General features: G+C 63.9%; 22 protein-coding genes and 1 tRNA gene. 8 read left to right on the top strand and 15 right to left on the bottom strand.

The features are described from left to right. Nucleotides 1-154: 154 nt before the first annotated feature. A complete protein-coding gene (locus tag NWI_RS00960) occupies nt 155-3,334 on the bottom strand; it encodes an SEL1-like repeat protein (RefSeq protein WP_011313519.1) in 3,180 nt (1,059 codons plus the stop codon). A 485-nt stretch (nt 3,335-3,819) separates the two neighbouring features. On the opposite strand from NWI_RS00960, the gene NWI_RS00955 reads away from it, so the two are divergent. Beyond that, nucleotides 3,820-5,190: a glutamate--cysteine ligase gene (locus NWI_RS00955; RefSeq protein WP_011313518.1), complete on the top strand. Its 1,371-nt coding sequence runs from the start codon at nt 3,820-3,822 to the stop codon at nt 5,188-5,190. Between the two features lie 85 nt (nt 5,191-5,275). Then, nucleotides 5,276-6,027 (top strand): IS5 family transposase gene (locus NWI_RS16570; RefSeq protein WP_430691788.1). Its coding sequence is split into 2 segments (ribosomal slippage): nt 5,276-5,606 and nt 5,606-6,027, totalling 753 coding nucleotides; the frame shifts between segments, so codons are not numbered across the junction. A gap of 29 nt (nt 6,028-6,056) precedes the next feature. Here the strand turns inward: NWI_RS16570 and ptsN are convergent. The 4 genes from ptsN to NWI_RS00925 all read right to left on the bottom strand — a co-directional run bounded on the left by ptsN (nt 6,057) and on the right by NWI_RS00925 (nt 9,684). Beyond that, on the bottom strand, nt 6,057-6,518 hold the full coding sequence (gene ptsN, locus NWI_RS00940) for a PTS IIA-like nitrogen regulatory protein PtsN (RefSeq protein ID WP_011313516.1): 462 nt from the start codon (nt 6,516-6,518) through the stop codon (nt 6,057-6,059). 248 nt (nt 6,519-6,766) lie between these two features. Next, complete coding sequence (gene hpf / locus NWI_RS00935; protein WP_011313515.1) at nt 6,767-7,363, bottom strand: ribosome hibernation-promoting factor, HPF/YfiA family; 597 nt, start codon at nt 7,361-7,363, stop codon at nt 6,767-6,769. 56 nt (nt 7,364-7,419) lie between these two features. Next, nucleotides 7,420-9,051, bottom strand: coding sequence for an RNA polymerase factor sigma-54 (rpoN, locus tag NWI_RS00930; protein ID WP_011313514.1), 1,632 nt, complete (start codon nt 9,049-9,051; stop codon nt 7,420-7,422). A gap of 252 nt (nt 9,052-9,303) precedes the next feature. Then, on the bottom strand, nt 9,304-9,684 hold the full coding sequence (locus NWI_RS00925; protein WP_011313513.1) for a hypothetical protein: 381 nt from the start codon (nt 9,682-9,684) through the stop codon (nt 9,304-9,306). A 164-nt stretch (nt 9,685-9,848) separates the two neighbouring features. On the opposite strand from NWI_RS00925, the gene NWI_RS00920 reads away from it, so the two are divergent. Beyond that, complete coding sequence (locus NWI_RS00920) at nt 9,849-10,136, top strand: hypothetical protein (protein ID WP_011313512.1); 288 nt, start codon at nt 9,849-9,851, stop codon at nt 10,134-10,136. A 57-nt stretch (nt 10,137-10,193) separates the two neighbouring features. Here the strand turns inward: NWI_RS00920 and lptB are convergent, their stop codons facing one another. The 4 genes from lptB to NWI_RS00900 form a co-directional block, all read right to left on the bottom strand. Then, a complete protein-coding gene (gene lptB, locus NWI_RS00915) occupies nt 10,194-11,192 on the bottom strand; it encodes an LPS export ABC transporter ATP-binding protein (RefSeq protein WP_011313511.1) in 999 nt (332 codons plus the stop codon). A 310-nt stretch (nt 11,193-11,502) separates the two neighbouring features. Beyond that, nucleotides 11,503-12,135, bottom strand: a complete 633-nt coding sequence (locus NWI_RS00910; protein ID WP_148203743.1) for an LptA/OstA family protein — start codon at nt 12,133-12,135, stop codon at nt 11,503-11,505. Between the two features lie 47 nt (nt 12,136-12,182). Beyond that, nucleotides 12,183-12,875, bottom strand: coding sequence for an LPS export ABC transporter periplasmic protein LptC (lptC, locus tag NWI_RS00905; RefSeq protein WP_011313509.1), 693 nt, complete (start codon nt 12,873-12,875; stop codon nt 12,183-12,185). A 208-nt stretch (nt 12,876-13,083) separates the two neighbouring features. Next, nucleotides 13,084-13,704, bottom strand: a complete 621-nt coding sequence (locus tag NWI_RS00900; protein ID WP_011313508.1) for a ribonuclease D — start codon at nt 13,702-13,704, stop codon at nt 13,084-13,086. 425 nt (nt 13,705-14,129) lie between these two features. On the opposite strand from NWI_RS00900, the gene NWI_RS00895 reads away from it, so the two are divergent. Both NWI_RS00895 and NWI_RS00890 read left to right on the top strand, forming a co-directional pair. Then, nucleotides 14,130-14,945 carry an NYN domain-containing protein gene (locus tag NWI_RS00895; protein WP_011313506.1) on the top strand — a complete coding sequence of 272 codons (816 nt, stop codon included), beginning with the start codon at nt 14,130-14,132 and terminating at the stop codon, nt 14,943-14,945. Between the two features lie 66 nt (nt 14,946-15,011). Next, entirely contained in the window at nt 15,012-15,371 is a 360-nt protein-coding gene (locus NWI_RS00890) for a hypothetical protein (RefSeq protein ID WP_011313505.1), read from the top strand. A 270-nt stretch (nt 15,372-15,641) separates the two neighbouring features. Here NWI_RS00890 and NWI_RS00885 read toward each other — a convergent pair whose 3' ends face one another. Together NWI_RS00885 and NWI_RS00880 are read right to left on the bottom strand one after the other, a co-directional pair. Next, nucleotides 15,642-16,214 (bottom strand): tetratricopeptide repeat protein, encoded by a 573-nt coding sequence (locus NWI_RS00885; protein WP_011313504.1) that lies wholly within the window; start codon nt 16,212-16,214, stop codon nt 15,642-15,644. 187 nt (nt 16,215-16,401) lie between these two features. Further along, a tRNA-Leu gene (locus NWI_RS00880) sits at nt 16,402-16,488 on the bottom strand. A gap of 151 nt (nt 16,489-16,639) precedes the next feature. On the opposite strand from NWI_RS00880, the gene NWI_RS00875 reads away from it, so the two are divergent. Beyond that, complete coding sequence (locus tag NWI_RS00875; protein WP_041345268.1) at nt 16,640-17,608, top strand: complex I NDUFA9 subunit family protein; 969 nt, start codon at nt 16,640-16,642, stop codon at nt 17,606-17,608. 19 nt (nt 17,609-17,627) lie between these two features. Here the strand turns inward: NWI_RS00875 and NWI_RS00870 are convergent, their stop codons facing one another. Next, a complete protein-coding gene (locus NWI_RS00870) occupies nt 17,628-18,434 on the bottom strand; it encodes an undecaprenyl-diphosphate phosphatase (protein ID WP_011313502.1) in 807 nt (268 codons plus the stop codon). A 263-nt stretch (nt 18,435-18,697) separates the two neighbouring features. Here NWI_RS00870 and NWI_RS00865 point away from each other — a divergent pair, with 263 nt between their 5' ends. Next, the gene (locus tag NWI_RS00865; RefSeq protein ID WP_011313501.1) at nt 18,698-19,390 is read left to right on the top strand and encodes a glutathione S-transferase family protein; all 693 of its coding nucleotides are present in this window, start codon (nt 18,698-18,700) and stop codon (nt 19,388-19,390) included. A 44-nt stretch (nt 19,391-19,434) separates the two neighbouring features. On the opposite strand, the gene panE is transcribed toward NWI_RS00865, so the two are convergent. From panE to ggt, 3 genes are all read right to left on the bottom strand, one after another. Continuing rightward, the gene (panE, locus tag NWI_RS00860) at nt 19,435-20,355 is read right to left on the bottom strand and encodes a 2-dehydropantoate 2-reductase (RefSeq protein ID WP_011313500.1); all 921 of its coding nucleotides are present in this window, start codon (nt 20,353-20,355) and stop codon (nt 19,435-19,437) included. A gap of 84 nt (nt 20,356-20,439) precedes the next feature. Further along, complete coding sequence (locus NWI_RS00855) at nt 20,440-21,789, bottom strand: MATE family efflux transporter (RefSeq protein WP_011313499.1); 1,350 nt, start codon at nt 21,787-21,789, stop codon at nt 20,440-20,442. Between the two features lie 44 nt (nt 21,790-21,833). Further along, a complete protein-coding gene (gene ggt / locus NWI_RS00850; RefSeq protein ID WP_148203896.1) occupies nt 21,834-23,543 on the bottom strand; it encodes a gamma-glutamyltransferase in 1,710 nt (569 codons plus the stop codon). A 166-nt stretch (nt 23,544-23,709) separates the two neighbouring features. Between ggt and NWI_RS00845 the strand changes: the two genes are divergently transcribed. After that, nucleotides 23,710-25,098, top strand: a complete 1,389-nt coding sequence (locus NWI_RS00845; protein WP_011313497.1) for an MFS transporter — start codon at nt 23,710-23,712, stop codon at nt 25,096-25,098. The last annotated feature ends 33 nt before the right edge of the window (nt 25,099-25,131 follow it).

Genomic DNA, 25,131 nt, shown 5'->3' with positions numbered 1-25,131 from the left:
ACGGGCGGCGCCTTCACAGCGTTGACTTCAGGTCGCGGCACGGCCGCGAGCCGCGTCCCCTGCATAACCGAAATCATCGGTGGCAGGGGTTAAAGAATTCGCGACGGCCCGGTATTTCGGCTCTACCGGTCACGCTTGAAGCGGTGAGCCTGGATTAATGCGCGGTATGCCGCGCCATCGCGTGGTTCGCCCTCGCGGATTTGCCCGGCGCCGGTTTGGCGCGGGGCTTTGCAGCCGCGCTGTCCCATCCGCCCGCGGGGCCGGGAACGCTGACCGCATCGCTGGGCTGCGGCGTGACCACGAAGGTTTGAACCGCGAGCTTGGCGGCGGCAAGCGACGGCGGATCGAGCCGCTTGGCGACTTCATCGCGCTTGCGCCCTGAGTCCACGTCACCCTGGGCGGCGGCGAGGCTGAACCACTTGTAGGATTTCGCGAGATTCTGTTCGACGCCGATGCCGCGGGCGTAAAGAATGCCGAGATTGTACTGGCTGTCGGCTATTCCACGCTCGGCCGCCTTGCTGAACCATTGCGCGGCGCTCACATAGTCGGCGCCCTTGCCGCCACCATCGGCATCGAGCACGGCGAGGTTGTGCATCGCCTTGGCATTGCCCCGGTCCGCCGCCTGCAGGTAATAGCGCCGCGCGGTATCGACGTCCTTGCTCGTGCCGAGCCCCTTTTCATGCAGGGCGCCAAGCCTGAACATGGCGGGCACGATGCCGGCATGAGCCGCCCGTTCGTACCACTTCGCGGCTTCGTCGTAGTTGACGGTCACGCCCTTTCCTTCGGCGTAGCGAACACCGACCTCGAACGAGGCTGCGGGGTCGCCCTGGAGCGCGGCGGAACGCAGCGTCGTGCCGCCGATGCTGTCGGGAAGCGATGCGGCGGGTGGAGTTGCAGCCGGTTCCGGCGTGAGTCCGTTCGGGATCGCACCGGTGACGTCGGCGGACGGCGTGTCCGGCCGGCTCGCCGGCATGGCATCCGAGGGGTTTTTGGCCGGAGCCGCGCTGTCACCGGCGGGCGGTGCGATCATCGATTGCCGATCGATCGGCGTCGGCGCGATCATCGAGGGCGGCTGCGGTATCTCTGGGCCGGCGCTGCCCTCGGGGTCGGCTGGCGGCTTGGTCACGGGAGCCGCGTGGTCGCTTTCGCTGAGGGTGGCGCGCGGAGAACTGTCGAGCAGGGTCATCGCGAACTTGAAACTGCTGAGGACGATCACCACCACGCTCGCCGCAACGAGCAGGGAACGGATCTTGGAGGTGATGTCCGATCCGCCCGTGGCGGGGCGCGCCGGTTCGATGGCGACCTTGGTTCGACCCGCCTTGTCGGGCGACGGCGTGGAGGCGGCGGCCGCCTTCGCCGCGCGGCGCGCGGCGGCGATGAAGGACGAGCCCGACTGCTCGCGCGGGGTTTCGGCGACGTCGCCGGTCTCGCTCTCGGAGGCCGCGATGCGCTCCGACGGCGTTGCCGCGCGTCCCGCCGGACGGGTGCCGGGCTCGAGTGGATGATCGGGCGGCAGCTTCGGGTCGATCGCGGGGCGCGGCGAGGGCGCTGTCGTGGATGGCACGACGCGATCCGGATCGAAGGTCTCTTTGGGGATCAGGGCGTCGGCTATGGCGCGCGGGATCGGCGCCGCCGTGGCGGTGCGGGCCGGCGTGGGCTGCGTGGCCGCTTGCGACAGTACCGGATTCGGCAATTCGGGTTTGGGCGGCAGATTTGCCGTCCGTTCCGGCATTATTCCGCCGCGGGACGGCTCGGCACGGGCGGGCATGGTGTGTACCGCGCGAAGGTCGCTTTCGATCATCGCCAGCCGGTCGACCACATGCTCCAGGGTGTTGTGAACGGCCTCGAGCGAGTCCTGGGTATGGCGGTCGGTTTCCGACTGGCAGAAGCGCATCTCGGATAGTTCGCGCTTGATCGCTTCCACGACCTCGCTATCCATGGTCGGGACAGCGCTTCGCGGACCGCTTTCGGACATCGCCGCGAGTCCGGCCTGCTGCCGTTCCAGGCAATGCAGAATGTCCTGCAAACCTTCCTCGACGCGCCCGAGATGGGATCCTGAATATTCGCCTGCGGTCTCCAGGCGTTCGAGCAGCATCGAGACCCGCTGTTCGAGGTGCGCCAGCGCCGAGGACGAATCGTGACCGGCCGGCAGGCGGTCGAGACGCTCGGACAGCGCTCGCACCGTCTCTTCAAGTTGTTCGAAGCTGCTGCCCGAGGCCGGGCTTTCGCGGTTTTCCAGGGTCTGCGTCAATGCGGCCATGCGCTGTTCGAGCGCGGCGTAGAAATCCCCGTCGCCCGCGGGCCGGCCGAGCTGCTCGACCTTGGACGACAGCATGTTGAGATCGTTGCCGAGGCGCTCCAGCGCGTCGTTGGAGGCGACGTTCGAGACGATGCCGCGAAGCGCGCCGATCGCGCTCTCAAGCTGCTGCATCATGCCGCTGTCGCCGCTGCCCCGCACGATCGAATCGATCTTGTTGCCGAGATTGCGGATGGCCTCGTCGAATCCTGAGAGCTGTTCCGCCGGCTTCAGCGATCGCAAAGCGTCGTAGATCTCCTTGAGGGCGCGTTCGATATTCGCCAGCGCCTGACCATCGCTGCCGTTCTGGCGGACTTCGTCGATGCGCTGCGAAAGCGAGCGAATCTCGTTTTCGAGGGATTCGATCGCCCTGCGCGGCATGGCCTCGGTGATCACATGACGGATATCCGCAAGCTCGATGCGGAATGCGGCGATCGACTGCTCGATCCCGTCGGGGCGTTGCAGGGATTCGATCTGGCTCGTGATCTTGAAGAGTTGCCGTTCGAGGCTGGAGAAATCCGCCTGTCGCGACGTTCTCATCGCGGACGCAACGGGGGCTGAGCTGTATGAGGATGGCGCGCGCGGCGTCTCATCGAGTTCATGCTGGCGCGCGGCGATCTCCGCGATCGCGGATTCGAGCGTGACGAGGTCCGGTGATGTCGGTCGGTCGTAGCTTCCGCTCGCGCCCCGTTGCTGCGGGTTCGCTGCGGGTGTCTGGGCCGTGACCCGGGCGAGCCGGGCATCGAGCCGCGAAATGGCGTCGTTGAGCTGACGGGCGACCGCGGGTTCGCCGTTCTCGGCCGGGCTTGCCAACTGATCGATCTGGCGGGTGATGGAATCTAGCCGTTGATGAATGTCCCTCATCTCGGGGCTGTTCTGGGGAGATGCCGCCGGCTGCGTCGGACCCGGCGGGGTGCCGCCGGAACCGGAACCCGGTCCGTCGTCGCGGGATGTGCCGGCGCGCCGCGCGGCAGCGTCCGCTCCCTCGCGATCGGATGTTTCGATTCCGTCGTCGCTCGACGATCCCCGCGAATTCATGCTTTCGTCCAGTGTCGACCGCGCACCCCGATGCGCCCTCGCGTTTCCCGTGCCAATCTTGAATAGGACAATCCAAACTGGCGCGGGTCCCGCCGCTGAGGCTCAACCTTTTCGTGTTACGGTAAACAAGCGGTTAAGGAGTGGGCCGCCGCCCGCCAAAAGTGTCATTTTGAGACGGAACGCGGGAATTTTATCGGATTGCGATTTCTCCCCAAGGGTGAGTTACCATTGTCATGCAATCATTGATTGCGTAGCTCTCGACCGCCGAGGTCGGCGCGAACTCTCCAACCTTGAGGCTGCGATGCTTCGCGGGGCTGCTTGACCGGCCCGGTTGTTCCTGCAATGAGGCTCCCGCGCTTGCTGTGAGAGACGGAGCGTCCGCGCGATGATGTCTCTTTCATCTTTCGCGATTAAGAGCCATTCGGCTCAATATCCGTTTCCAACCGACACCCGCGTGGTCGCAACGCCCCGCATCGGGATCATTCATGGCGCGTGACCAGATCGATATGACGCTGCTGCAATCGCGCGACGAGCTCGTGGCCTGGCTGGAAGCCGGTGTAAAGCCCGCATCCGAGTTCCGCATCGGCACCGAGCACGAGAAAACCCCGTTCACGCTTGGGGGCCACGACCCCGTGCCTTACGAGGGACCGCGCGGCATCGGGGCCTTGCTCGAGGGGATGCGACTGCTGCTCGGCTGGGAGCCGATCATGGAGCAGGGCAACATCATCGGCCTTCATGACGTTACCGGGGGTGGCGCGATTTCGCTCGAACCGGGAGGCCAGTTCGAGCTGTCGGGCGCCCCCGTCGAGACGGTGCATCAGACTCAATCCGAGCTTGCGGCGCATCTGGCGCAGGTCAAGGAGGTCGCGACGCCGCTCGGGATCGGATTTCTCGGCCTCGGCATGACCCCCTCCTGGTCTCTGGCGCAGATCCCGATGATGCCGAAGGGTCGCTACAGGATCATGAACGACTACATGCCGAAGGTCGGCCGCTACGGCCTCGACATGATGTTTCGGACCTGCACCGTGCAGACCAACCTGGATTTCTCGTCCGAAAGCGACATGGTCAAGAAGCTGCGGGTGTCGGTCGCGTTGCAGCCGGTTGCGACGGCGCTGTTCGCGAATTCTCCTTTCACCGAAGGCAAGCCGAACGGCTTCCTGTCGTACCGTTCGGAAATCTGGCGCGACACGGACAATGCCCGCGCCGGGATGATTCCCTGGGCGTTCGAGGACGGCATGGGTTTCGAACGCTGGGTCGATTACGCGCTCGACGTTCCCATGTATTTCATCAAGCGCGGCGAAAACTATATCGACGTATCCGGCTCCTCGTTTCGTGATTTTTTTGACGGCAGGAACGAGGCCATCCCCGGCGAGCGGCCGACCCTTTCGGACTGGGCCAATCATCTGTCGACAATTTTTCCCGAGGTACGGCTCAAGCGGTATCTGGAGATGCGCGGCGCCGATGGCGTGTCTTGGGGGCGTCTGCCGGCGCTTTCAGCGTTCTGGGTCGGATTGCTCTATGACGACGCCAGCCTCGAGGGGGCGTGGGACATCGCGAAGCGCTGGAATGCGCAGGAACGTCAGGCGTTGCGTGATGACGTCTCGCGGCTAGGATTCAAGGCTCGGATCAAGAATCGCTACCTGTTCGAAATCGCCAAGGAGTGCCTGCTGCTGGCGCATGGGGGATTACGCCGGCGCGGCCGTATCGACCGCCTCGGCCGCGATGAGTCGCGGCATCTGGAGCCGCTCGATCAGATTCTGGATTCAGGCCGCTCTCCGGCCGAGGAGATGCTGGAGAAGTTCAACGGCGCGTGGGGTGGTTCGGTGGAACCCGCGTATAGCGAATATGCCTTCTAGGCCGGATCGACATTCAGGATTCCCAGGCGGTCTGATCGCTGATTCATAGGGTTCCGTGATTCTGACACGGAGCTGCACGATGGGGATCAAGCGGTATGAGCTGAGCGATCATCAGTGGGCGAAGATTGCACCGTTGCTGCCAGGCAAGGCCTCTGATCCGGGACGGACGGGATCGGATAATCGGTTGTTTGTGAACGGCTGCCTGTGGGTGCTGCGATCCGGCGCGCACTGGTGTGACCTGCCGGAGCGCTATGGTCGCTGGAAGACGGTGCATCGGCGGTTCAGCAGGTGGTGCCATGCCGGTGTGTGGGAACGGGTGTTCTCCACCCTGACAGCCGATCGCGACAACCAGTATCTGATGCTCGACTCAACCATCGTTCGAGCCCATCAGCAGGCGGCTACCGGAAAAGGGGGGCCAAGGATCAGGCGCTGGGGCGTTCCCGAGGTGGACTGACCACCAAGGTCCACATGCTCGCCGATGCGCTGGGCCGACCCTTGCGTTTCATCGTCACCGCCGGGCAGGTCGGAGACATCACACAAGCCCCCGCGCTGCTCGAAGCCCAGGCCGGGGACGCCGTGCTGGCCGACAAGGCTTATGACAGCAACGCCTTGCGTGCACTCATCGCCGGCATGGGCGCCGAAGCGGTGATCCCCTCAAACAGGACGCGCAAAATCATCATCCCGCATGACGCCGGTCTCTACAAGCACCGCAACCGCATCGAGCGCTGCTTCAACCGTCTCAAGCACTTCCGCCGTTTCGCCACCCGCTACGACAGGCGAACCGTTCACTTCACGGGCTTCGTTCACCTGGCCGCAGCCCTGATCTGGCTGCCGTGAATGTCGATCCGGCCTAATTCAACAACAGCTCAGGGGACCGTCGCTGGCGGCAGCGCCAGCACGGAATAGATCGCCTCCGCGTCGCGCGAGGCGCGCAGCTTGTTGGCGATGTCCTGATCGCGCAAGAGCCGTGCGATGCGCGCCAGCGCCTTCAGATGATCCGCGCCCGCGCCTTCGGGAGCGAGCAGCAAAAAGATCAGATCGACCGGCTGCCCGTCCATCGCTTCGAAATCGATCGAACGTTCGAGTCGCGCGAAAAGACCGAAAATCTTCTCAAGCTTCTGCAGCTTGCCATGCGGAATCGCAACGCCATAGCCGACCGCGGTGGTCCCGAGCTTCTCGCGCCGCAGCAGCACCTCGAAGATCGCGCGGTCGTTCTGCCCTGTGAGTTCCGCAGCGCGCGCCGCCAGTTCCTGCAGCGCCTGCTTTTTGCTGGTGACTTTCAAAGCGGGAAGGATCGCCTCGGGTGCGACCAGATCCGTAATCATCATATGACGTTCCGAGGTGAGGTTTGCCGTCAGGTTGCGAAAGACACGTCAGACAAGCAGCACAAACGTGAGCCCACATACGGGCGAACGCACACGGTAAGCGGTTCGCGGCCCTCCGGCCAGGATGACCGGCCTTATAGTCTAACGCGCGCCCGATGCCAAATCCCGGACTTTCGTCCGGGCCGGTGGAAAACCGGGCGCGAAGGCCGCGGACCATATGGATCGCCGTCCCAGGCGTCAATGGCGGCGGGTCAGGCAGAGCCGTTGACGGCCGGCGGGTCGATCCAGCCCACGTTTCCATCAGGCCTGCGATAGATCATGTTCACGCGGCCGCTGGAGCCATGCTGAAACACCAATACGGGCGCGCCGGTGAAATCGAGTTCCATCACCGCTTCGCTGACCGAGAGCCGCCTCAGCGAGGTGATGGTTTCCGCGATGATCACCGGATTGAAAGCGGTGACCTCGCCCTCGCCGTTCATCGCCGGCGCCTCGATCACGTAGCTCGGCGCGTCGAGCCCGGCGATCGTTTCCGCGGCTGCGCGCGCCTTGCGCGCCGAGTGATCCTTGAGACGGCTCTTGTAGCGGCGCAGCCGCTTTTCGATCTGCAACAGCGCCTGGTCGGCGCTGGCATAGGCATCCGCGGCATTCGATTCGGCTTCGAGCGTCACTCCGGAATCCAGATGCAGCGCGCAGTCGGTGCGAAAGCCGAAGCCGTCCTTGCTCAGCGTGATGTGGCCCGAATACTGGCCATCGAAATATTTCCGGAGGACTTCGTCGGTGCGGCTGTTGAGACGCCCTCGCAGCGCCTCGCCGACATTGATGCTCTTGCCCGAAATTCGAAGTGTCATGACAAGCCTCATCGATCATGAGTGGGAAGTGATTATCGGGCGTCGCGGTTGCGCAATCAAGCCGGTGCGGCATCGCGCGGGCGGTTCGGCGGCTTCCTGGTCTCGGCGCGCGCGCCGCCTGGCAGATTCTGCTTTTCACGGCGGCGCTGCACCGAGGAAGGAATTCGCAGCGCTTCGCGATACTTCGCCACTGTGCGGCGTGCGATATCAATTCCGGCTTCGCGCAGCCGTTCCACGATGGTGTCGTCGGACAGAATCGCCGACGGCGATTCGGCATCGATCAGCCGCTTGATGTGGTGCCGGACCGCTTCCGCCGAGTGGGCGGAACCGCCGTCGGCCGCGGCGATCGAAGCGGTGAAGAAGTATTTCAGTTCGAAGATGCCACGATTTGTCGCCATGTATTTGTTGGCGGTGACGCGGGACACGGTGGATTCATGCATCTGGATCGCATCCGCCACGGTCCTGAGATTGAGCGGTCTCAGATGGGCGATGCCGTGCGCGAAAAAGCCGTCCTGCTGCCGCACGATCTCGGTCGCCACCTTGAGAATGGTGCGGGCGCGCTGATCGAGCGCACGGACCAGCCAGGTCGCGTTTTGCAAACAGTCCGTGAAATAGGTTTTGTCGCCGTCCTTGCGGATCGTCTTCGACAATTCGGCATAGTAGGTGTGGTTGACGAGTACGCGCGGCAGCGTCTCGCTGTTGAGTTCCACGAGCCAGCCGCCGTCCGGGCCGGGACGCACATACACGTCCGGCACCACCGACTGCGTGCGCGCGGCACCGAACCGCAAGCCCGGCTTGGGATCGAGATGACGGATTTCGCCGATCATCTCGGCAAGGTCTTCATCGTCGACGCCGCAGATCCTGCGCAAGGCCGCGAAGTCGCGCCTCGCCAGCAGTTCGAGATGCTCGACCAGCGCCTGCATCGCCGGATCGTAGCGGTTCTTCTCGCGCAACTGGATCGCAAGGCATTCGCTCAGGCTGCGGGCGCAGATGCCGGGCGGATCGAACGTCTGCAATACCGCGACAGCGGCCGCCACATCGCTTTCGCCGGCGCCGAGCCTGTCGCCGGCTTCGCCGAGGTCGGCCGGCAGGTAGCCAGCCTCGTCGACGAGATCGATCAGATACCGTCCGATCATGCGCTGCGCCGGCGAGGTGAGAGCCACCGCAAGCTGTTCGGCGAGATGTTCACTGAGCGTTATCTCCGCCGCGACGAAAGCTTCGAGATTGTAGCTGTCATCGCTCGAGGCACCGCCTCCCCATTCCGTGAACGCGCTCGGCGCGGCGTCCTGCGCGGTCCGCGCAGCCGCCTCGGCCGGTTCTTCCGGAAAAACATTCTCCAGACCGCTATCGAAGGTCTGCTCGATCTCCGCACGACTGCCGAGATCGCGGTTCATCCATTCCTCGGGCGTGGACGCCGGATCCTGAGCGCCGGTGCGCTCGCCCCCGCCGTGGTCCTCGAACGCCGCTTCGTCGCCTTCTGAATATTCAACATCGCTTGCTGCTTCGGCGGCCGGCGGGCCGGAGCCGTCGCTGGCACGCTCCAATAGCGGATTCCGCTCCAGCTCCTCCTCGACATATGCTGAGAGGTCCAGATTCGACAGTTGCAGCAGCTTGATCGCCTGCATCAGCTGCGGCGTCATCACCAGCGACTGGGACTGTCGAAATTCGAGTTTCTGCGTCAGCGCCATGCCAGCATCGGTCCAAACGGTCCGATTCTTGCTTAGCTTTTCTGCGGACAGATGTACACGCCTGACCGGAACGAATTCGGCTTCCGGCAACCAGCGGCGCGGCAAGGACTCGCGTGAGGCAACCGCGTCAGATCAAAATTTGACAGGCTCGCTTCTGATGATTCCCACCAGAGTCGGCGATGTACCTGGAGCAGGATGAGGAAATTGTGGTGCGGTTTTCCGCCCGCATCCCGCGATCCAAAACCTCGTGATCTAGTAGTCCAGGGCTTGCACCGGGGGCATGGATGGCCTGGGATGAACCGGATGCGGCTCGGCGGCCGTCGCTGCTGCCGGTGCCGCGTTCCGGCTCGCCGTCTGCGCATCGGGTGTGCGGCGGCTGCCGTTCGCGGTCGTCCGCCGATGCGATGGTCTGGATGATTGCCGTCGCCTGGCCGACGAGCGGCGCAGGCCCCAGGAACGCGCGATCGACGGCCCGGCGGTATAGCCGACCACCGCGCCTGCGACCGCGCCGACAGGACCCAGCACCACCGCGCCCGACAGCGCGCCGAGCGCGGCGCTGCCGGCCCGTTCCTGCGCCATCGCCACCGACGATAGCAGCGCCAGCGACGCAACCACTGCAATGACTGTCTTCATTTCACGCTCCCCGTTTCGCCGACGAGAAACGAAAAATGCGGCGAGACCGGGATGGCGCCGCCGCCGACATGCCCAGGGAACCTCCCAATTCGGCCATCGGCACGGTTCAACTTGGGCAAACTCTCGCCGGCTGCCCGGCGCGAAGCACACGAGGAAAATGTCATATGCTCAAGACCAGCCTTATAGCGGTCGCCGCCGCGGGCTTTCTTCTCGCGCTCCCCGCGTCCGCCGCGGACTTCTCCTTCACCGATGAGGCCCCGCAGATGATTTGCGACCACGACGGGAACTGCTACAGCGCGCACCCGCCGCGTTTCGCCGAGCGTTGGCAGGATGACGATAATGGCGATGACGTCTATGAGCGCCGCGACTATCATTCCCGCTATGCGCCGCCCAGCGAATTCCATCGCGACGACGACGGCCCCGCGACCGGCTACGATGGCGGCCCCTGGTGAGATCCCGAATCGCACACCGCGCTGAAGGGACCAGGCCGGGAACGTCTGCCGACCGCTCTACAGCCGGAATTCCTCGCCCAGATACAGACGCCGCACGTCGGGATCGTTGACGATCGCCTCGGGGCTGCCCTCGGTCAGGATTTCGCCCGCATAAACGATGTAGGCGCGGTCGGTGAGGCCGAGCGTTTCGCGGACGTTGTGGTCGGTGATCAGCACGCCGATCCCGCGATTGGTCAGATGGCGCACGAGATCCTGGATATCACCGACCGCGATCGGATCGATGCCGGCGAAGGGTTCATCCAGCAGCATGTAATTCGGACGTGTCGCCAGCGCGCGCGCGATCTCCACGCGCCGCCGCTCGCCACCGGACAGCGCGATCGATGGCGATTTGCGCAGGCGCGTGATGTTGAATTCCTCGAGCAGCGCGTCGAGCTCGGCTTCGCGTTTTTTCTTGTTGGGCTCGACGACCTCGAGCACGGCGCGGATGTTCTGCTCGACGCTGAGGCCACGGAAGATCGAAGCTTCCTGCGGCAGGTAGCCGATACCGAGCCGCGCCCGCTGATACATCGGCAGCCTGGTCACGTCGTGACCGTCAAGCTCGATGGCGCCGCGATCCGCCGGGATCAGGCCGGTGATCATGTAGAACACGGTAGTCTTGCCGGCGCCGTTCGGACCCAGAAGCCCGACCGCCTCACCCCGGCGGACATAGATGCTGACGCCGCGCACTACCTGGCGGGAGCCGAAACTTTTTTCCACCCCATGGACGGCAAGGTAGCCGGGACGCGTGGCCATCCGCGGCGCGGCAGTCCCGCTGGAGGCGGCGCGAAGCCGGGCAGCTTCCGGCCGGGAAGTTTCAGGCGCCGGGCGCGCCGGAGCCCGGGATGGCGGAGCGTCGCGGCGAGATCCGCGAGCGACCGGCGGCGCGTCGCGCACCGGATGGGTCAGCATGTCACCGATGGCGTCGCCGAGCGCCGTGATGTCCGTCCGGGTGCGCGCGATCCCCCGCGCCGCGCGTTTTTGCGGTCGTTTGCGGAATACATTGAAAATATCCACCATGGGCGCCTGTTCAGCCTCTCACGGTTGCTCGCGTGCGTTCCCCGGCGGGCCTGATTCGTCGTTTCACCATGTAACCGGATTCCAGGGTATTTTCATTCCAGGGTATTTTCGCTTCCGATTTGAATCGAAAGCCAAGCTCCGGATCGGTAGTCCGGACGCGATCTTTTCATGCGAACCAGTATTCGTCCCAGGGCGGTCCAGAGGACATGCTTCGCTCGAAAACGCTATCACATTCGCATCCCATTCGACGAACCCTGTTGCGAATGTCAGTATCGGAGTCCCGCCCTCAGACCGGCGGGACACCACGAAGTTACCTGGGTTTTTTAGGGGCAAGGGGGATGGCCGGCCCCGGGGAAGCGCAATCCTGGTCGCCCTGGATGAAGAGACCCTGGACCCTGCCGCTATTGGATTCCACTCGCGAGACCCCTGTGGTCATATCGACCAGAAGGCGATCCCCCCGCAACACGTTCTTGCACTGGGTCAATACGACCTTGCCCTGCATCGTGATCAGATTGGTCGTGGTATCGAACACGGCGGTATCGCCTGTGACGACCTGATCCTTCTGGGTCACAACCACGTTGCCCCTCGCCTCCAGCCGCTTGATCGAGGACGCGCCCGATGGCGCCGGCGCCGCCACGGCGGCGGGTTTTTTCTTCGACGGCGCGCCGCCCTTGGCCGTATCGCTGCTCTGATAATAGACGACGAGCGTCTTTGACGTCATCGTGGTGTCGCCCTGCACCACCTTGACATTGCCGGAGAAGGTCGCCTCCTTTTTTTTGTCGCGCATCTCGAGCGTAGCGGCCTCGATCTGGATCGGCTGATCGCGATTCTGCGAGAAGCCCTGCATCGCGTTAGGAACACCCTGCACCGTGCTTTGCGCGGCCGCTTCACCGGCCGCCATCAAAGCGACGGCGACCACGCCGCCGCGCAGCAGGACCGCCATGCGGAAGGCCGGCAAAAAAAAGCGGCGACGATTCTGCACGGCCGAAATCATTCCTTATCACCGCCCGTGCCGGCATCTGCGGGAGCACGATCCATCACCAGGTGCATGACGACATTGTTCTCAAATCGCACCACGTCGCCCTTTTCGGTGACCTGCATTGTGTCGGCGGTCAGCGTTCCGTTCAGCAGCTTGACATCCACCGGCTGGTCCGAGGTAACGGTGCCCCGGCCCATATCGACGATCGCATGGGTCAGCCGCGCCTCGTATCCGGTCGAAGACAGCATGAGGATATCCTTGCGCAGGTCGAGCACTTGCGTTTTCGTATTGAACACCCCGGTGCGGGAATTCAGGGTCACCGTCGTGCGGTCCTCCATCAGCACCTTGGCGCGCAAGGTGTGCAGCTCGACATGATCGGGATCGGCGACGTCCTGCGTCGCCGTCGTGGCCTGCATTTCGTAGGGCCGCTTGTCGGGCGTGAAACCGGCAAGGCGGGGCGATTCCATCGTAATCTTGGTGCCGGAGACCACGAGATTATCCATATCGAGCGGCAGATTCGCCAGCGTGCGAAAAGGGTTGAAGGCCGCGACGCCGATCAGCCCGGCCATCGCCAGCCCGACCGCCGCCGGCACCGCGATCCGCAGGGTCCGCACCATGCGGCTGTGGCGGGCCGCGCGGGCGAACCTGGCTTCCAGCCCGGTCTGAATTCCGGCTTGGTAGGTGGGATTTTGAACCGGGTACACCGCTGCTCCAGGGGGCCTGTTCTGATTATCCTATCCCGAAATGGGGGACTTCGCAGCCCGGACATTCGTGCGGCGGCAGCACATCACGGCGCATCCTGATCGCATCCGCCCGAAAGCGGGCACCACCGAGAACGAGGAGTGTGACCGAAAGGGGGCGAAAGGTGTAACGACCGGCCGCAAGGCGGCGATCATCGGTGCGATTCGTGGCTTATGAGTGCGCGAAGATGTCTTCGGTTTCCCAGCCGGCCAGATCGAGCATCGCCCGCGACGGCAGGAACTCGAAACACGCCTGCGCGAGCGCTGAGCGATCCTCGCGCGCCAGGGTGGCCTCGAGCTTATCGCGCAAGGCGTGCAGATGCAGCACATCGGACGCGGCATAGGCCAGCTGCGCGTCGCTCAGGGTCGGCGATCCCCAGTCGCTCGATTGCTGCTGCTTCGACAGGTCGATGCTGAGCAGTTCGCGCACGAGATCCTTCAGGCCGTGCCGATCGGTGTAGGTGCGAATCAGCCGCGAGGCGATCTTGGTGCAGTAGACCGGCCGGGGCATCACGCCGAATGCGTTGTACAGCGCGGCGAGGTCGAATCGCGCGAAGTGGAAGATCTTGACGATGGCAGGGTCTTTGAGAAGCTTGATCAGGTTCGGCGCGTCACGCTGCCCGCGCGCGATCTGGATCACGTCGGCCGAACCGTCGCCCGGCGACATCTGCACCACGCACAGCCGGTCGCGGTGCGGCTTGAGCCCCATGGTCTCGGTATCGATCGCCGCCGAACCGGTGTAGCGCGCAAGATCCTGATGCGGCAGGTCGCCGCGGTGCAGGCGGATGGTCATTATGTCTCGGCCTTCATGGTGTCCTGGTTTCGTCGAATCGATTGGCGGCTGAAATATCGTTGAATGACTATAGCGTTGTCGAACGAAGCATGTCCTCGGGCTTGATCCGGGGATGGGCACCGGTTCGAATGAAGAAAGCGTGTTAAATCAAGAAAATAAAGCTCCGCTTCTGATTCCGTCAGAAGCTGAAGCGCTCTCACACACGAGCGGCGCGATCCCTTTGAAAGACCTGGTGGCCAGCGTCCGGCTCGTATCACGCCCAATGACTTGATGAATAGCTTCAACAGGCCGGAAATACCGGATCATTCTGCAAGATTTCGCTAACTCCAGTCCTCGTTTGTATGCACGACAACGACCCGATTTCAATAATATCAACGATAACGAGGCAAGATCGGCAGATTGCGCAGTTCGATCAAGGGTGCCGGATGAAAGCCGAACCACGACAGCGATTGCCACGTTTCGCCGTTTTCATTGATGCTGAAAATGTTCCGCCGAAATTTGCCGACGGTATCTTCAGGGAAATCGCCCAACTGGGCGACGCGCCGGTCCGGCTCATCTATGGGAATCTCTCGGATCCGAACCTAAAGGGCTGGACCGAGGTATTACCTGATCATTCGCTCGAAAGGCGTGATCCTGCGGTGAAAGGCAGGAATTCGGCGGACATGGCGATCGTCATCGACGCAATGGACCTCTTGCACGACGGCCGGATCCATGGATTTTGTCTGATCTCGTCCGATAGCGATTTCACAGGTCTCGCCGCCCGACTCCGGCGTGAGGGCGCGAATGTTTATGGGTTCGGCGAAAAGAAAACGCCGGACTGCTTTCGGCGAGCTTGCAATAGGTTCATCTCGCTTGAAAGCCTCCTTCCGAGAAAGCCCGCACGCAAACCAATAGCTGTTTCGCCATCGATACTGCCCAACTCAAATGCGCTGAAGCCACCGAGCGACGCCGTTCCGATCCTCAACAAGGCGCTTTCGCGGATCGAAAGCGAGGATGGATGGGCGCGCCTCGGTCAAGTGGGGCAGCAAATACCCAAACTGTTCTCGGATTTCGATATCCGTACCTATGGCTTCAGCAAGCTCAGTCGCCTCGTCAGAAAGACGGGCGCATTCGAGATCGACGAGAACAACGGACCGATACGAATCCGCCGTGCAAAACGATGGAATCCAACGACCCCAGGTCGTCAGGTCCAGGATTTGAGCCTATCGGCAGGCAGTTCGGCCCGCCAAAGGCCGTCCTGATCCTTGCATAGCGGGCCTCTCAGCGATACGATTCGGGTAATTGATCAGCCGGAGGCGAAAGCAGCGATGCAGGCGGACGTCAAGAAGCAGATGCTTTCCATACTGAACTTCCGGCTGCTGGCGCTGTTGGTGCCGGCGCTGGCCCTGTCGATCCTGGCGGGCATGGTGATGTACGCCCTCGGATATTTCTCGATGGTGTATGGCGAGGTGGTCCTCGTCCTGAAGATACTGATGCATCTTCTGCTGGCCGTATGGTCGGCGTTGAAAGCGATCCTTCTGGGAACTGTGGTCTTCGGGCTTCTTCTGGTTTTTCTATCGCCGGTCCTGATCGTCTTGTGGGAATTGCGCAAGACACGGAACCTGCCGTCCGACGACGCAATCCTGCCGCCCCAGACCTCATCCGGCGTGGCGGGAGAAACCCCGTAAACACATTGCGTCAGATCACAATCCCGGAGTTCGGCTGCTGATCCTGCAAGGACCGGTGGCTTCTATAGCGTTTTCGAGTGAAGCATGTCCTCGCGCTTGACCCGAGGATCGATGCCGCTTCGCGTGAAGAAAACGCGTCAAAATAACTAGAGCATTTTCCGGCGAAGTGGATACCGGTTCGCCGGAAAATGCGACCAGACAACCATTTCTAGAGCTTCGCTTCTGATTCAGCCAGAAGCGAAAACGCTCTGAAGCACCGCCGGCGGCACCCTACTGGGCGCCAGGAAGGCCGGCCAGATTATCCCGCGATCGCGCGACATCGGGGTGATCGGGACCGAGAGACTTCTCCCGAATCGCCAGCGCGGTCTTGTAGAGCGGCTCGGCCTCGGCGTAACGCGCTTCCGCCTTGTAGATCGAGGCCAGATTGTCCAGCGCCGATGCGACCGAGGGATGATTGGCGCCGAGCGATTTCTCGAATATCGCGATCGCCCGCTTGTAGAGCGGCTCGGCCTCGGCGTAGCGACCCTGGACGCTGTACAGGTTGGCCAGGCTGTTCAGCGACTGCACGATATCCGGGTGATGCGGCCCGACGGCTTTCTTCCAGATCACCAGCGCCCGCTGGTAAAGCGGCTCGGCCTCGTCATAGCGGTTCTGGAGGGTGTACAATTCGGCAAGATCGGTCAGCGCCAGCGCGACCGAAGGATGATCGAACCCGCGCGCCTTGGCGAAGATCGCCAGCGCCTGTTTGTAGAGCGGCTCGGCCTCGTCATAGCGTCCCTTTTCCCTGAAGAGTTCGGCCTGATCGTTGAGCCTCGCCGCCAGCATGATATCGGACACAGCCATGAACGATGCACTCCTGACGCATGGATGAATAAGCAAGAAAACCGGACAACCGTATGCCACTAATCCGCGCGCATTGGCAGAGGATGTTTCGGGCGGCCCAGCAAGCAACGAATGCCGACATCAATCAGTTTGCCAAAAGCATCGACGATCGGGAAACTCTGCCTTCAAACAAACGTTTGAAGCCTCGTGGTGCCCAGGAAAGGACTCGAACCTTCACGGCCTTGCAGCCACTGGCACCTGAAGCCAGCGCGTCTACCAATTCCGCCACCTGGGCCCGGGCGGGTTAGTAGGCATCGGGCGCGCGCTTGTCAAATCCTTGAAGCGTTGCTCGAATGGCGGGCTGGACGGCCCGCCGGTTGACGTGCCGCGGAACGGCGGAATATCCCTTCTCTCGACCTGATACCAACGCCTTTGAGGACCAGATCATGGCATCGAATTCGGACACGCTCGTCACGGTTTTCGGAGGCTCGGGCTTCCTCGGCCGATATGTGGTGCGCGCGCTCGCCAAACGCGATTACCGCATCCGGGTCGGCGTCCGGCGGCCCGAACTGGCCGGGCATCTGCAACCGCTCGGCAAGGTCGGCCAGATCCATGCCGTCCAGGTCAATCTACGCCATCCGGCGTCGGTCCGCGCGGCCATGCGGGGGTCCGAAGTTGCCGTCAACCTGGTCGGCATCCTGACCAAGAGCGGCCGGCAGACGTTCGACGCCGTGGTGGCCAAAGGCGCGGCGACCGTCGCGGAGACGGCCGCGGCCGCCGGCGCGCGCCTGGTGCATGTTTCAGCGATCGGCGCCGACCCGGCATCGGCATCGGCCTACGCCCGCGCCAAGGCCTCCGGAGAAAAGGCGGTCCTGGCGGCGGTGCCGTCCGCGACCATCCTGCGGCCGTCGGTGATGTTCGGTCCCGAGGACCAGTTCGCCAACCGGTTTGCGGCGCTCGCGCTGATATCGCCCATGCTGCCGCTGATCGGCGGTGGCGCGACCAGGATGCAGCCGGTCCATGTCGGCGACGTCGCAACCGCCGTGGCCGACGCGGTCGACGGCAGAACCAAGGCGGGCGCCGTCTATGAACTCGGCGGTCCCGACGTGCTCTCGATGCGCGAGATCATGCGGATCATCCTGCGCGTCATCGAGCGCGAGCGGATGCTGGTGCCGGTGCCGTTCCTCATGGCCCGCCTCATGGCAATGGGCCTGCAGTTCGCGCCGGGACCCCTGAAGCTGACGCCGGACCAGGTCGCGCTGCTCAGAACCGACAACGTCGTTTCCAACACGGCGACGGCCGCGGGCCTCACGCTGCAAGGATTGGGCATCGCGCCGGACTCGATGGAGGCCGTGGTGCCGCAATATCTCTGGCGCTTCCGCAAGGCCGGCCAGTTCGCGCCGAAGGGCGCGTGAGTTTCGCTCCCCGTCAGCTCTACCGTCCCAGCGCCAGCGCGATCAGACCGAGCGTGCCGACGATCACCCGCCACCAGGCGAAGAACGTAAAGCCGTTGCGCGTGACATAGCTCAGGAACGCCTTGACCACGATGATCGCCGTGACGAACGACACCACGAAGCCGATCGCGACGGTCCCGAGATCGTCGGTCGTCATGTCGGCGTGGTTCTTGTAGAAGTCATAGGCGAAGGCGCCGGTCATGGTGGGAATCGCGAGGAAGAACGAAAATTCAGCCGCCGCGCGCTTGTCGGCGCCGAGCAGCATCGCAGAGACAATGGTGGCGCCGGAGCGCGACACGCCGGGAATCATCGCGACGCATTGCGCGATTCCGATCCAGACATACATCGGCAGCGGAAACGCCGTGGCGTCGTGTTCGCGCGGCCGGTGATCGAGCTGATCGACCCACATCAGCACCGCGCCGCCGACGATCAGCGAGAAGCACACCACCCACGGATTGAACAGCAGTTCCTTGATGTATTTGCCTGCGATCAGTCCGACGATCACCGCGGGCAGGAAGGCCGCGAGCACGCCGATGACGAAGCGCCGGTCCGCGGGATTGGAGAACATGCCGAGCGCGACCCGCCACAGTTTGGCAAAATAGATGACCACAATCGCCAGAATCGCGCCAGGCTGAATCAGCACTGTGAACGTGTCCCAGAAGTTCCCCGAACCGAGATCGAAGAAGCGCTCCGCCAGCAGCAGATGGCCGGTCGAGGACACCGGCAGGAATTCGGTGACGCCCTCGATGATGCCGAGAATCACGGCTCTGATCGCATCGGAAATCATGAAAATAGCCTGTTCTGAGTTCTATTCGACTGCGAACGGTTGGTCCTTCTCGCTTATTCGCCGCAGAGCAGCAATGCCCAAAATACATGAAGACGACGGACACATTCTCCGATTCCGTTCGGATTCGGTTTCCGCAGGCTTCGCATGCATGGAATGGAGGCGGCGGCGAGAACGGATTCGCCCGCTGCCCGACAGGTCGGAAGCGATCGCCGTTAACGCTTTAGAGATACTTTCTTAAGCATCGCAAACCTATCAAGGGCGCCATGTTCACGCTGCTGCATCATCCATTCTGTCCGCAATCGCGCTTTATTCGCCTGATTCTCGGCGAGCATGGACTCGATGTCAGGCCGGTGGAAGAGCGGGTGTGGGAGCGGCGTGAAGCTTTCCTGAGACTCAATCCGGCGGGCACCACGCCGGTGCTGATCGCCGAAGGCATCCCGGCGGTTCCCGGCGCCGCGATCATTGCGGACTATCTCGACGAGACCTATGGCGAACGCGTCGGCGAGCGCCGGCTGTTGCCGACCTCGATGCCCGAGCGCATCGAGGTGCGCCGTCTGATGGCGTGGTTCAACGAGAAATTCTTCGAGGAGGTCTCGAGCCCGCTCGTGACCGAACGCATCTACAAGCGCTTCATGGCGGAGGAGATCGGCGGCGGTCCGCCGGAGACCGACGTGATACGCGCCGCGCGGACGAACGTGCGCTATCATCTGGCCTATATCGGCTGGCTGGCGCGAACGCGCAACTATCTGGCCGGCGATCGGCTGACCTATGCAGACCTTGCTGCGGCGGCGCATCTGTCGGCGATCGATTACCTTGGCGACGTGCCATGGGCCGAGGACGAGGCGGCGAAGGCGTGGTATGCGCGGATCAAGTCGCGGCCCTCATTCCGTCCGCTGCTGAGCGAATGGCTGGCGGGAGTGCCGGCGTCGCGCACCTATGTCGACCTGGACTTCTGAACACGGCGGGTCTGAACACCGGCGGGCAGCGCGCGCACCTCGCATCATCCCCGCCGGTTCTCATACGCCTTCAAATGCGTATGGATGGTGCGGAGCTTCGGCACCGGGAGCTTCGCGGCTTCGGCACGAGCGATGAGATCGCCCATGATATGGTCGGCTTCGACCCGGGCGCCGGTCTCGATGTCGCGGAACATGGATGCGGTGAGCTGCGAGCCCGCCGCCGTCAGCATCGCGGTCGCGCCGCTCAGGAATTCTTCGCGCGGTGCATAACCTGCCGCTTTCGCGATACCGGCGGCCTCGTCCGTTAAGGCCAGCATGAAATCACGGCCGCCGGGCGCGGCGACGATCTGGCCGATGGATGCACGCATCACGCAGGTCGCGCCGGCGAGCGCCGCCAGAAACACCCACTTCTCCCACATGTCCTGGATGATGGTTTCGGACGGCTGCGCGCCACACCTTGCGCCGGCGAAAGCTTCGGCGATGGCCCGGACGCGCTCGCTCGCACCGCCGTCGCGCTCGCCGAAGCGAAGCGAGTGCATCGGCGCGAGATGGACGACCTCGCGCTTCTCGTTGAGAGTGACCGCGAGCGAGCACAGGCCGCCGAGCACGCGCTCGCGGCTGAACGCGGCGTCGAGCGTCTCCAGGTGCAGCATCCCGTTGAGCAGCGGGACGATCGCTGTCGTCGGTCCCACGGCCCTCGCGAATGATGCGATCGCGTCTTCCAGATCGAACGCCTTGCAGCTCAGCAGAACGAGATCGAATGTCTCGCTCACGCCATCGGCCTGCACTGTCGGCGGATTATCGAGCGTGAAGTCGCCGTGCGGGCTACGGATGACAAGACCGGCGCTCGCCAGCTCAGTGGCGCGTTTGGGGCGCACCAGGAAGGTTACATCCTGACCGGCCCGCAACAGGCAGCCGCCGAAATAGCCGCCGGTCGCGCCGGCCCCGACGACGAGAATGCGCATCGATGGGCTCCCTGTTTGTCTATGTCCGGAGCATTTTCAGGCGAAGTGGATATCCTTGCGCAAGGCAAGACCTGTGCTGTTTCATCAGATCAGCCGCCTGATCTCCTGCTTGCGCCAGACCATCAGATAGAAGGCCATTTGCAACGCCATCATCGCGCAGAACGCGGCCGGATAGGCGATCCAGACGCCCTCGACCCCGATCTGGCGGCTGAGCACGATGGCGACCGGCACCTCGACCACGACGATCGCGAGAATCGACAGCAGCGTCGGCACCATCACCGTTCCGCTCGCCCGCATGGTGGCGGCGAATACGCACGCCATGCCGAACGGGACCGTGCTCCAGAGCACGATGTACAGCAGCGTCTGCGCCAGTTCGAGCACCTCCGGGCTGGTGATGAAAAGCCCGACGATGGTCCGTGAGAACAGGTAGCCAAGGACGACCAGACCGCCGGTCATCAACAGGTTGAGCCACATCGCGGTGCGCACGACCGCGCCGATCCGTTCGCTCTCGCCCGCGCCGATCGCCTGCGCCGCGAAGATCGACGCGGTGATGGCGATCGAGATCGCCGGGAATTGCGCGTAGCCCAGCACCTGGTTGACGGCGCCATAGGCGGCCGTGGCGTCGGAGCCGAAGCCGTTGACGATGCCGAGCAGCACGATCTCGGCGAGTGACATCGCCATGAGCTGGACGGCGGTCGGAATCCCGATACGCAGCACCTTGCCGAGCAGTTCGCGATCGAGCCGCATCGCGCGCAGCAGCACCTTATCGGGCGCCAGCGGATGGTTCATCCACCGCATGTGCAGCCCGAGCCACAGCAGCGTCACCACCGCCGAGATCGCGGACGCGATCGCCGCGCTGACCACGCCCAGCCGCGGCAAGCCGAACCATCCGCGGATGAGCGCCGGCGTCACGACGAGCCCGATCGCTGTCGAGATCGCAAGCGCCCATAACGGCGTGACCGTGTCGCCGACGCCGCGCATCATCGCGGTTGCGAGCAGGAACGTGAAGATCGCCGGCATGGTGATCATCATGATGCGGGCGTAGTCCGTCGCATCGTCGAGAATGTTGGACGGCACGGCCAGCGCCATCATCAGTTCGCGCGCGAACAGTCCCCCGCCGACCGCAATGACGCCGCCGCCGAGCAACGTCAGGGCGAGCGTGGTTCCCGCGATCGCCTTAGCCTTGCCGGCTTCGCGCGCGCCCCACGCCTGGCCGATCAGCATCGACGAACCCGCGCCGAGTCCGAGGATGAAGGAGAGAAAGAAGAACATCACCGGAAAGAAGATGGAGACGGCGGCGAGCGCATCGACGCCGATCATCTGGCCGAGATAGATGCCGTTGACGGTTCCGAACAACGACTGGAGGACGTTGCTCAGCATCATCGGCATCAGGAAGAGGACATACGCCCGCCACAGCGGTTGCGTGGTCATCATGATCGAATCCTTGTGGAGGCTCAGCGCCCGCGCAGGTCATCACCTCAATATCCGGCGGCGCTTGACCCGCGGGTCCGCGGATCCGGCGCGCCGAACAAGCCATCCGGGGTGATGGCGATGGAGTTGGCCGAGGTCTGTCCCATCGGGACAACGACGGTGTGGCCTCGCGCCCTCAATTCCGCGATGACGCCATCGGGAAATCCTTCTTCGGCGCGGACTTCATCCGGCAGCCACTGATGATGCAGCCGCGGCGCCTGAACGGCGGCGGCGATGTTCATATCGTAATCGAGCACGTTGACGATCACCTGAAGCACCGTGGAGACGATGCGGCTGCCGCCGGGCGATCCCGTCGCCAGCACCGGCTTGCCGTCCTTCAGAACGATGGTCGGCGTCATCGAGGACAGCGGCCGCTTGCCGGGACCGGGCAGGTTGGCCTCGAACCCGACCAGACCGAAGGCGTTCGCCGCGCCGGGTGCTGCGGTAAAATCGTCAAGCTCGTTGTTGAGCAGGACGCCGGTGCCCTCCGCCACCAGTCCGACGCCATAGCTGAAGTTCAGCGTGTAGGTGTTGCTGACGACATTGCCGAAGGCGTCGGCCACGGAGAAATGCGTGGTGTTGTCTCCTTCGCGGGGCGACGCGAGCACGGCGTCGGCCGGCGTCGCGTTCATCATGTCGATCGAGGCGCGCTGTTTCGCGGCGTAGTCTTTCGCAAGCAGGGTCGTAACCGGAGCGTTGACGAAAGCGGGATCGCCGAGATGGCGCGCGCGATCCGCATAGGCGCGCTTCATCGCCTCGACCAGCACATGCAGCGAATCCGGCGATCCCTGATGCAGGTCGCGCATCGGGAAGCCTTCGAGGATGTTCAGCGATTCGAGGAGCACGGTGCCGCCGGACGATGATAGCGGCATCGAGATGATGTCATAGCCCCGATACCTGCCCCGCACCGGCTCCCGGATCAGCGGCCGATAGGACTTGAGGTCCTCAAGCGTCATGATTCCGCCGGCCGCGCCGATCCCCTTCACCAGCTTCGAAGCCACCGGACCTTCATAAAAACCTTGCGGCCCCTGCCCGGCGATCGCGGTCAGGGTCGCGGCCAGATCGGTCTGGACCAGCCGATCGCCCTCGCGCAAGGCGGCGCCGTCGGGACGCGCGAAAATCTTCATCGAGGACGGCCAGCGCGCAAGACGGTCATGCGACCCCGACAACGTGTCGGCGCTGTCGTCGGCTACCGTGATCCCCTCGCGCGCCAGCGTGATCGCGGGCTGAAGAAGGCGGGCAAGCGTGAACCTGCCGGAGCCGTATCTGTCGAGCGCCAGCGCCAGTCCCGCGACGGTGCCGGGCACGCCGATGCCGAGCGCGGAATCACGCGACTTCGCCGGGTCGGGCTTGCCGTCGGCGCCGAGGAAGATGTCGCGTCCGGTCGCGCCTGGCGCGGTCTCGCGATAATCGATGGCGATGTCACGGCTGGAATCGGCCAGGTGAATCAGCATGAACCCGCCGCCGCCGATGTTTCCGGCGCGCGGATAGGTGACCGCCAGGGCGAAACCGGTCGCGACCGCCGCATCGACGGCATTGCCGCCCTGCGCGAGTACGTCAGCGCCGATCCTGGCCGCGAGCCGCTCCTGCGCCACCACCATGCCGTGTTTGGCGGCGACCGGACGAATCGCGTCGGAGGTCACCGCCGGGACCGCGCCGCGCGCATCCTGCGCGAAGGCGAGCGACGACAACGGCGTCCATGCGACGATTACACTCATCGCAAACAGGAAAAATACGTACCGGCGTATCTCGCGGCGGATCATCCATTGGTCCCGTATCTGGAGGATTCGTTGTCGTTAACAGGAACGATGCTATAGGAATTGAGGCGCAGGGTCAGACGCCTCACGCGATTCGACGGAACATACCGGGCATGAACATATCGGCATGGCGGTGACGACAGCCTTACCGGCGGATGGCGCGGAACCCGGAGAGCGTTATGCCTCTCGCACCGCCATCAACAGCTGGATCATGTTCGATTGGGCGGCGCAGCCCTATTTCACGCTGATCACGACCTTCGTGTTCGCGCCGTATTTCGCGACTTTCGTGGCGGCGACCCCCGCCGAGGGGCAATCGCTGTGGGGATTCGCGACCGGCGCGGCCGGCCTCGTGATCGCGCTCGCCTCGCCGGTGCTGGGCGCCATCGCCGACGCCAACGGCCGGCGCAAGCCGTGGATCGCGGCCTTCGGCGCGCTGCTGGTGATCGGCTCCAGCCTGATGTGGATCGGCAAGCCCGGCGACCCCGGCGTGATCCTGCCGCTGCTGATCGCCTACGGCATCGCCACCATCGGCGTCGAGTTCGCCACCGTGTTCAACAATGCGATGATGCCGTCGCTGGTGCCGCCGCACAGGATCGGCCGCCTGTCGGGGACCGGCTGGGCCACCGGCTATGTCGGCGGCATCCTCAGTCTGATCCTGGTGCTGGGCTTCCTCGCCGCCAATCCCGCCACCGGCAAGACGCTGTTCGGCATGACTCCGTTGTTCGGTCTCGATCCCGCCACCCACGAGGGCGATCGCATCACCGGCCCGCTGACGGGCCTCTGGTTCATCATCTTCGTCCTGCCGATGTTCTTGCTGACGCCCGATCTTCCTGCGAAGCGCTCGGTGCGGATGGCGCTCCGCGAAGGACTGATCGGGCTGCGCGGCACGCTCCGCGAACTGCCGCAACGGCGATCGCTGGCGACCTTCCTGCTGGCCAACATGATCTACACCGATGGGCTGGTGTCGCTGTTCGCGTTCGGCGGGATCTATGCCGCGGGCACGTTCGGCTGGCACACCATCGAGATCGGAACGTTCGGGATGCTGCTTGCGATCGCCGGCGCGCTCGGCGCGTGGATCGGCGGCAAGCTCGACGATCGGGTGGGGCCCAAGGCCGTCATCGCGACCAGCATGACGGTCTTGTTGTTGTCGATCATCATGATCCTGATGGTGGACAAGGACTCGATCCTGTTCGTGAGCGTGACGCCGCCCTCGCCTGGCGGCGGCCTGTTCGCCGCACCGGCGGAGAAGGCCTATCTCATCCTCGGATGCCTGATCGGCGGCGCGGGCGGACCTTTACAGGCGGCCTCGCGCACGCTGCTGATAAGGATGGCGCCGAAGGAGCGCATCACCCAGTTCTTCGGATTGTTCGCGCTGACCGGAAAAGTGACGTCGTTCGTCGGTCCGCTGCTGATCGGCTTCATCACCGCCGTCACCGCAAGCCAGAAAGCGGGCATGGCGGTGCTGGTGCTATTCTTCGTCGCCGGGCTTGCGCTACTGTCGCGCGTGCGGGATTAAAGCGTTTTCGAGCGAAGTGGGTGACCTGCTCGC

The sequence above is a fragment of the Nitrobacter winogradskyi Nb-255 genome, assembly GCF_000012725.1.
GTDB classification, from domain to species: domain Bacteria; phylum Pseudomonadota; class Alphaproteobacteria; order Rhizobiales; family Xanthobacteraceae; genus Nitrobacter; species Nitrobacter winogradskyi.
Note: the sequence above shows the minus strand (reverse complement) of the source record. Positions and strands in the feature narration are given on the sequence as shown.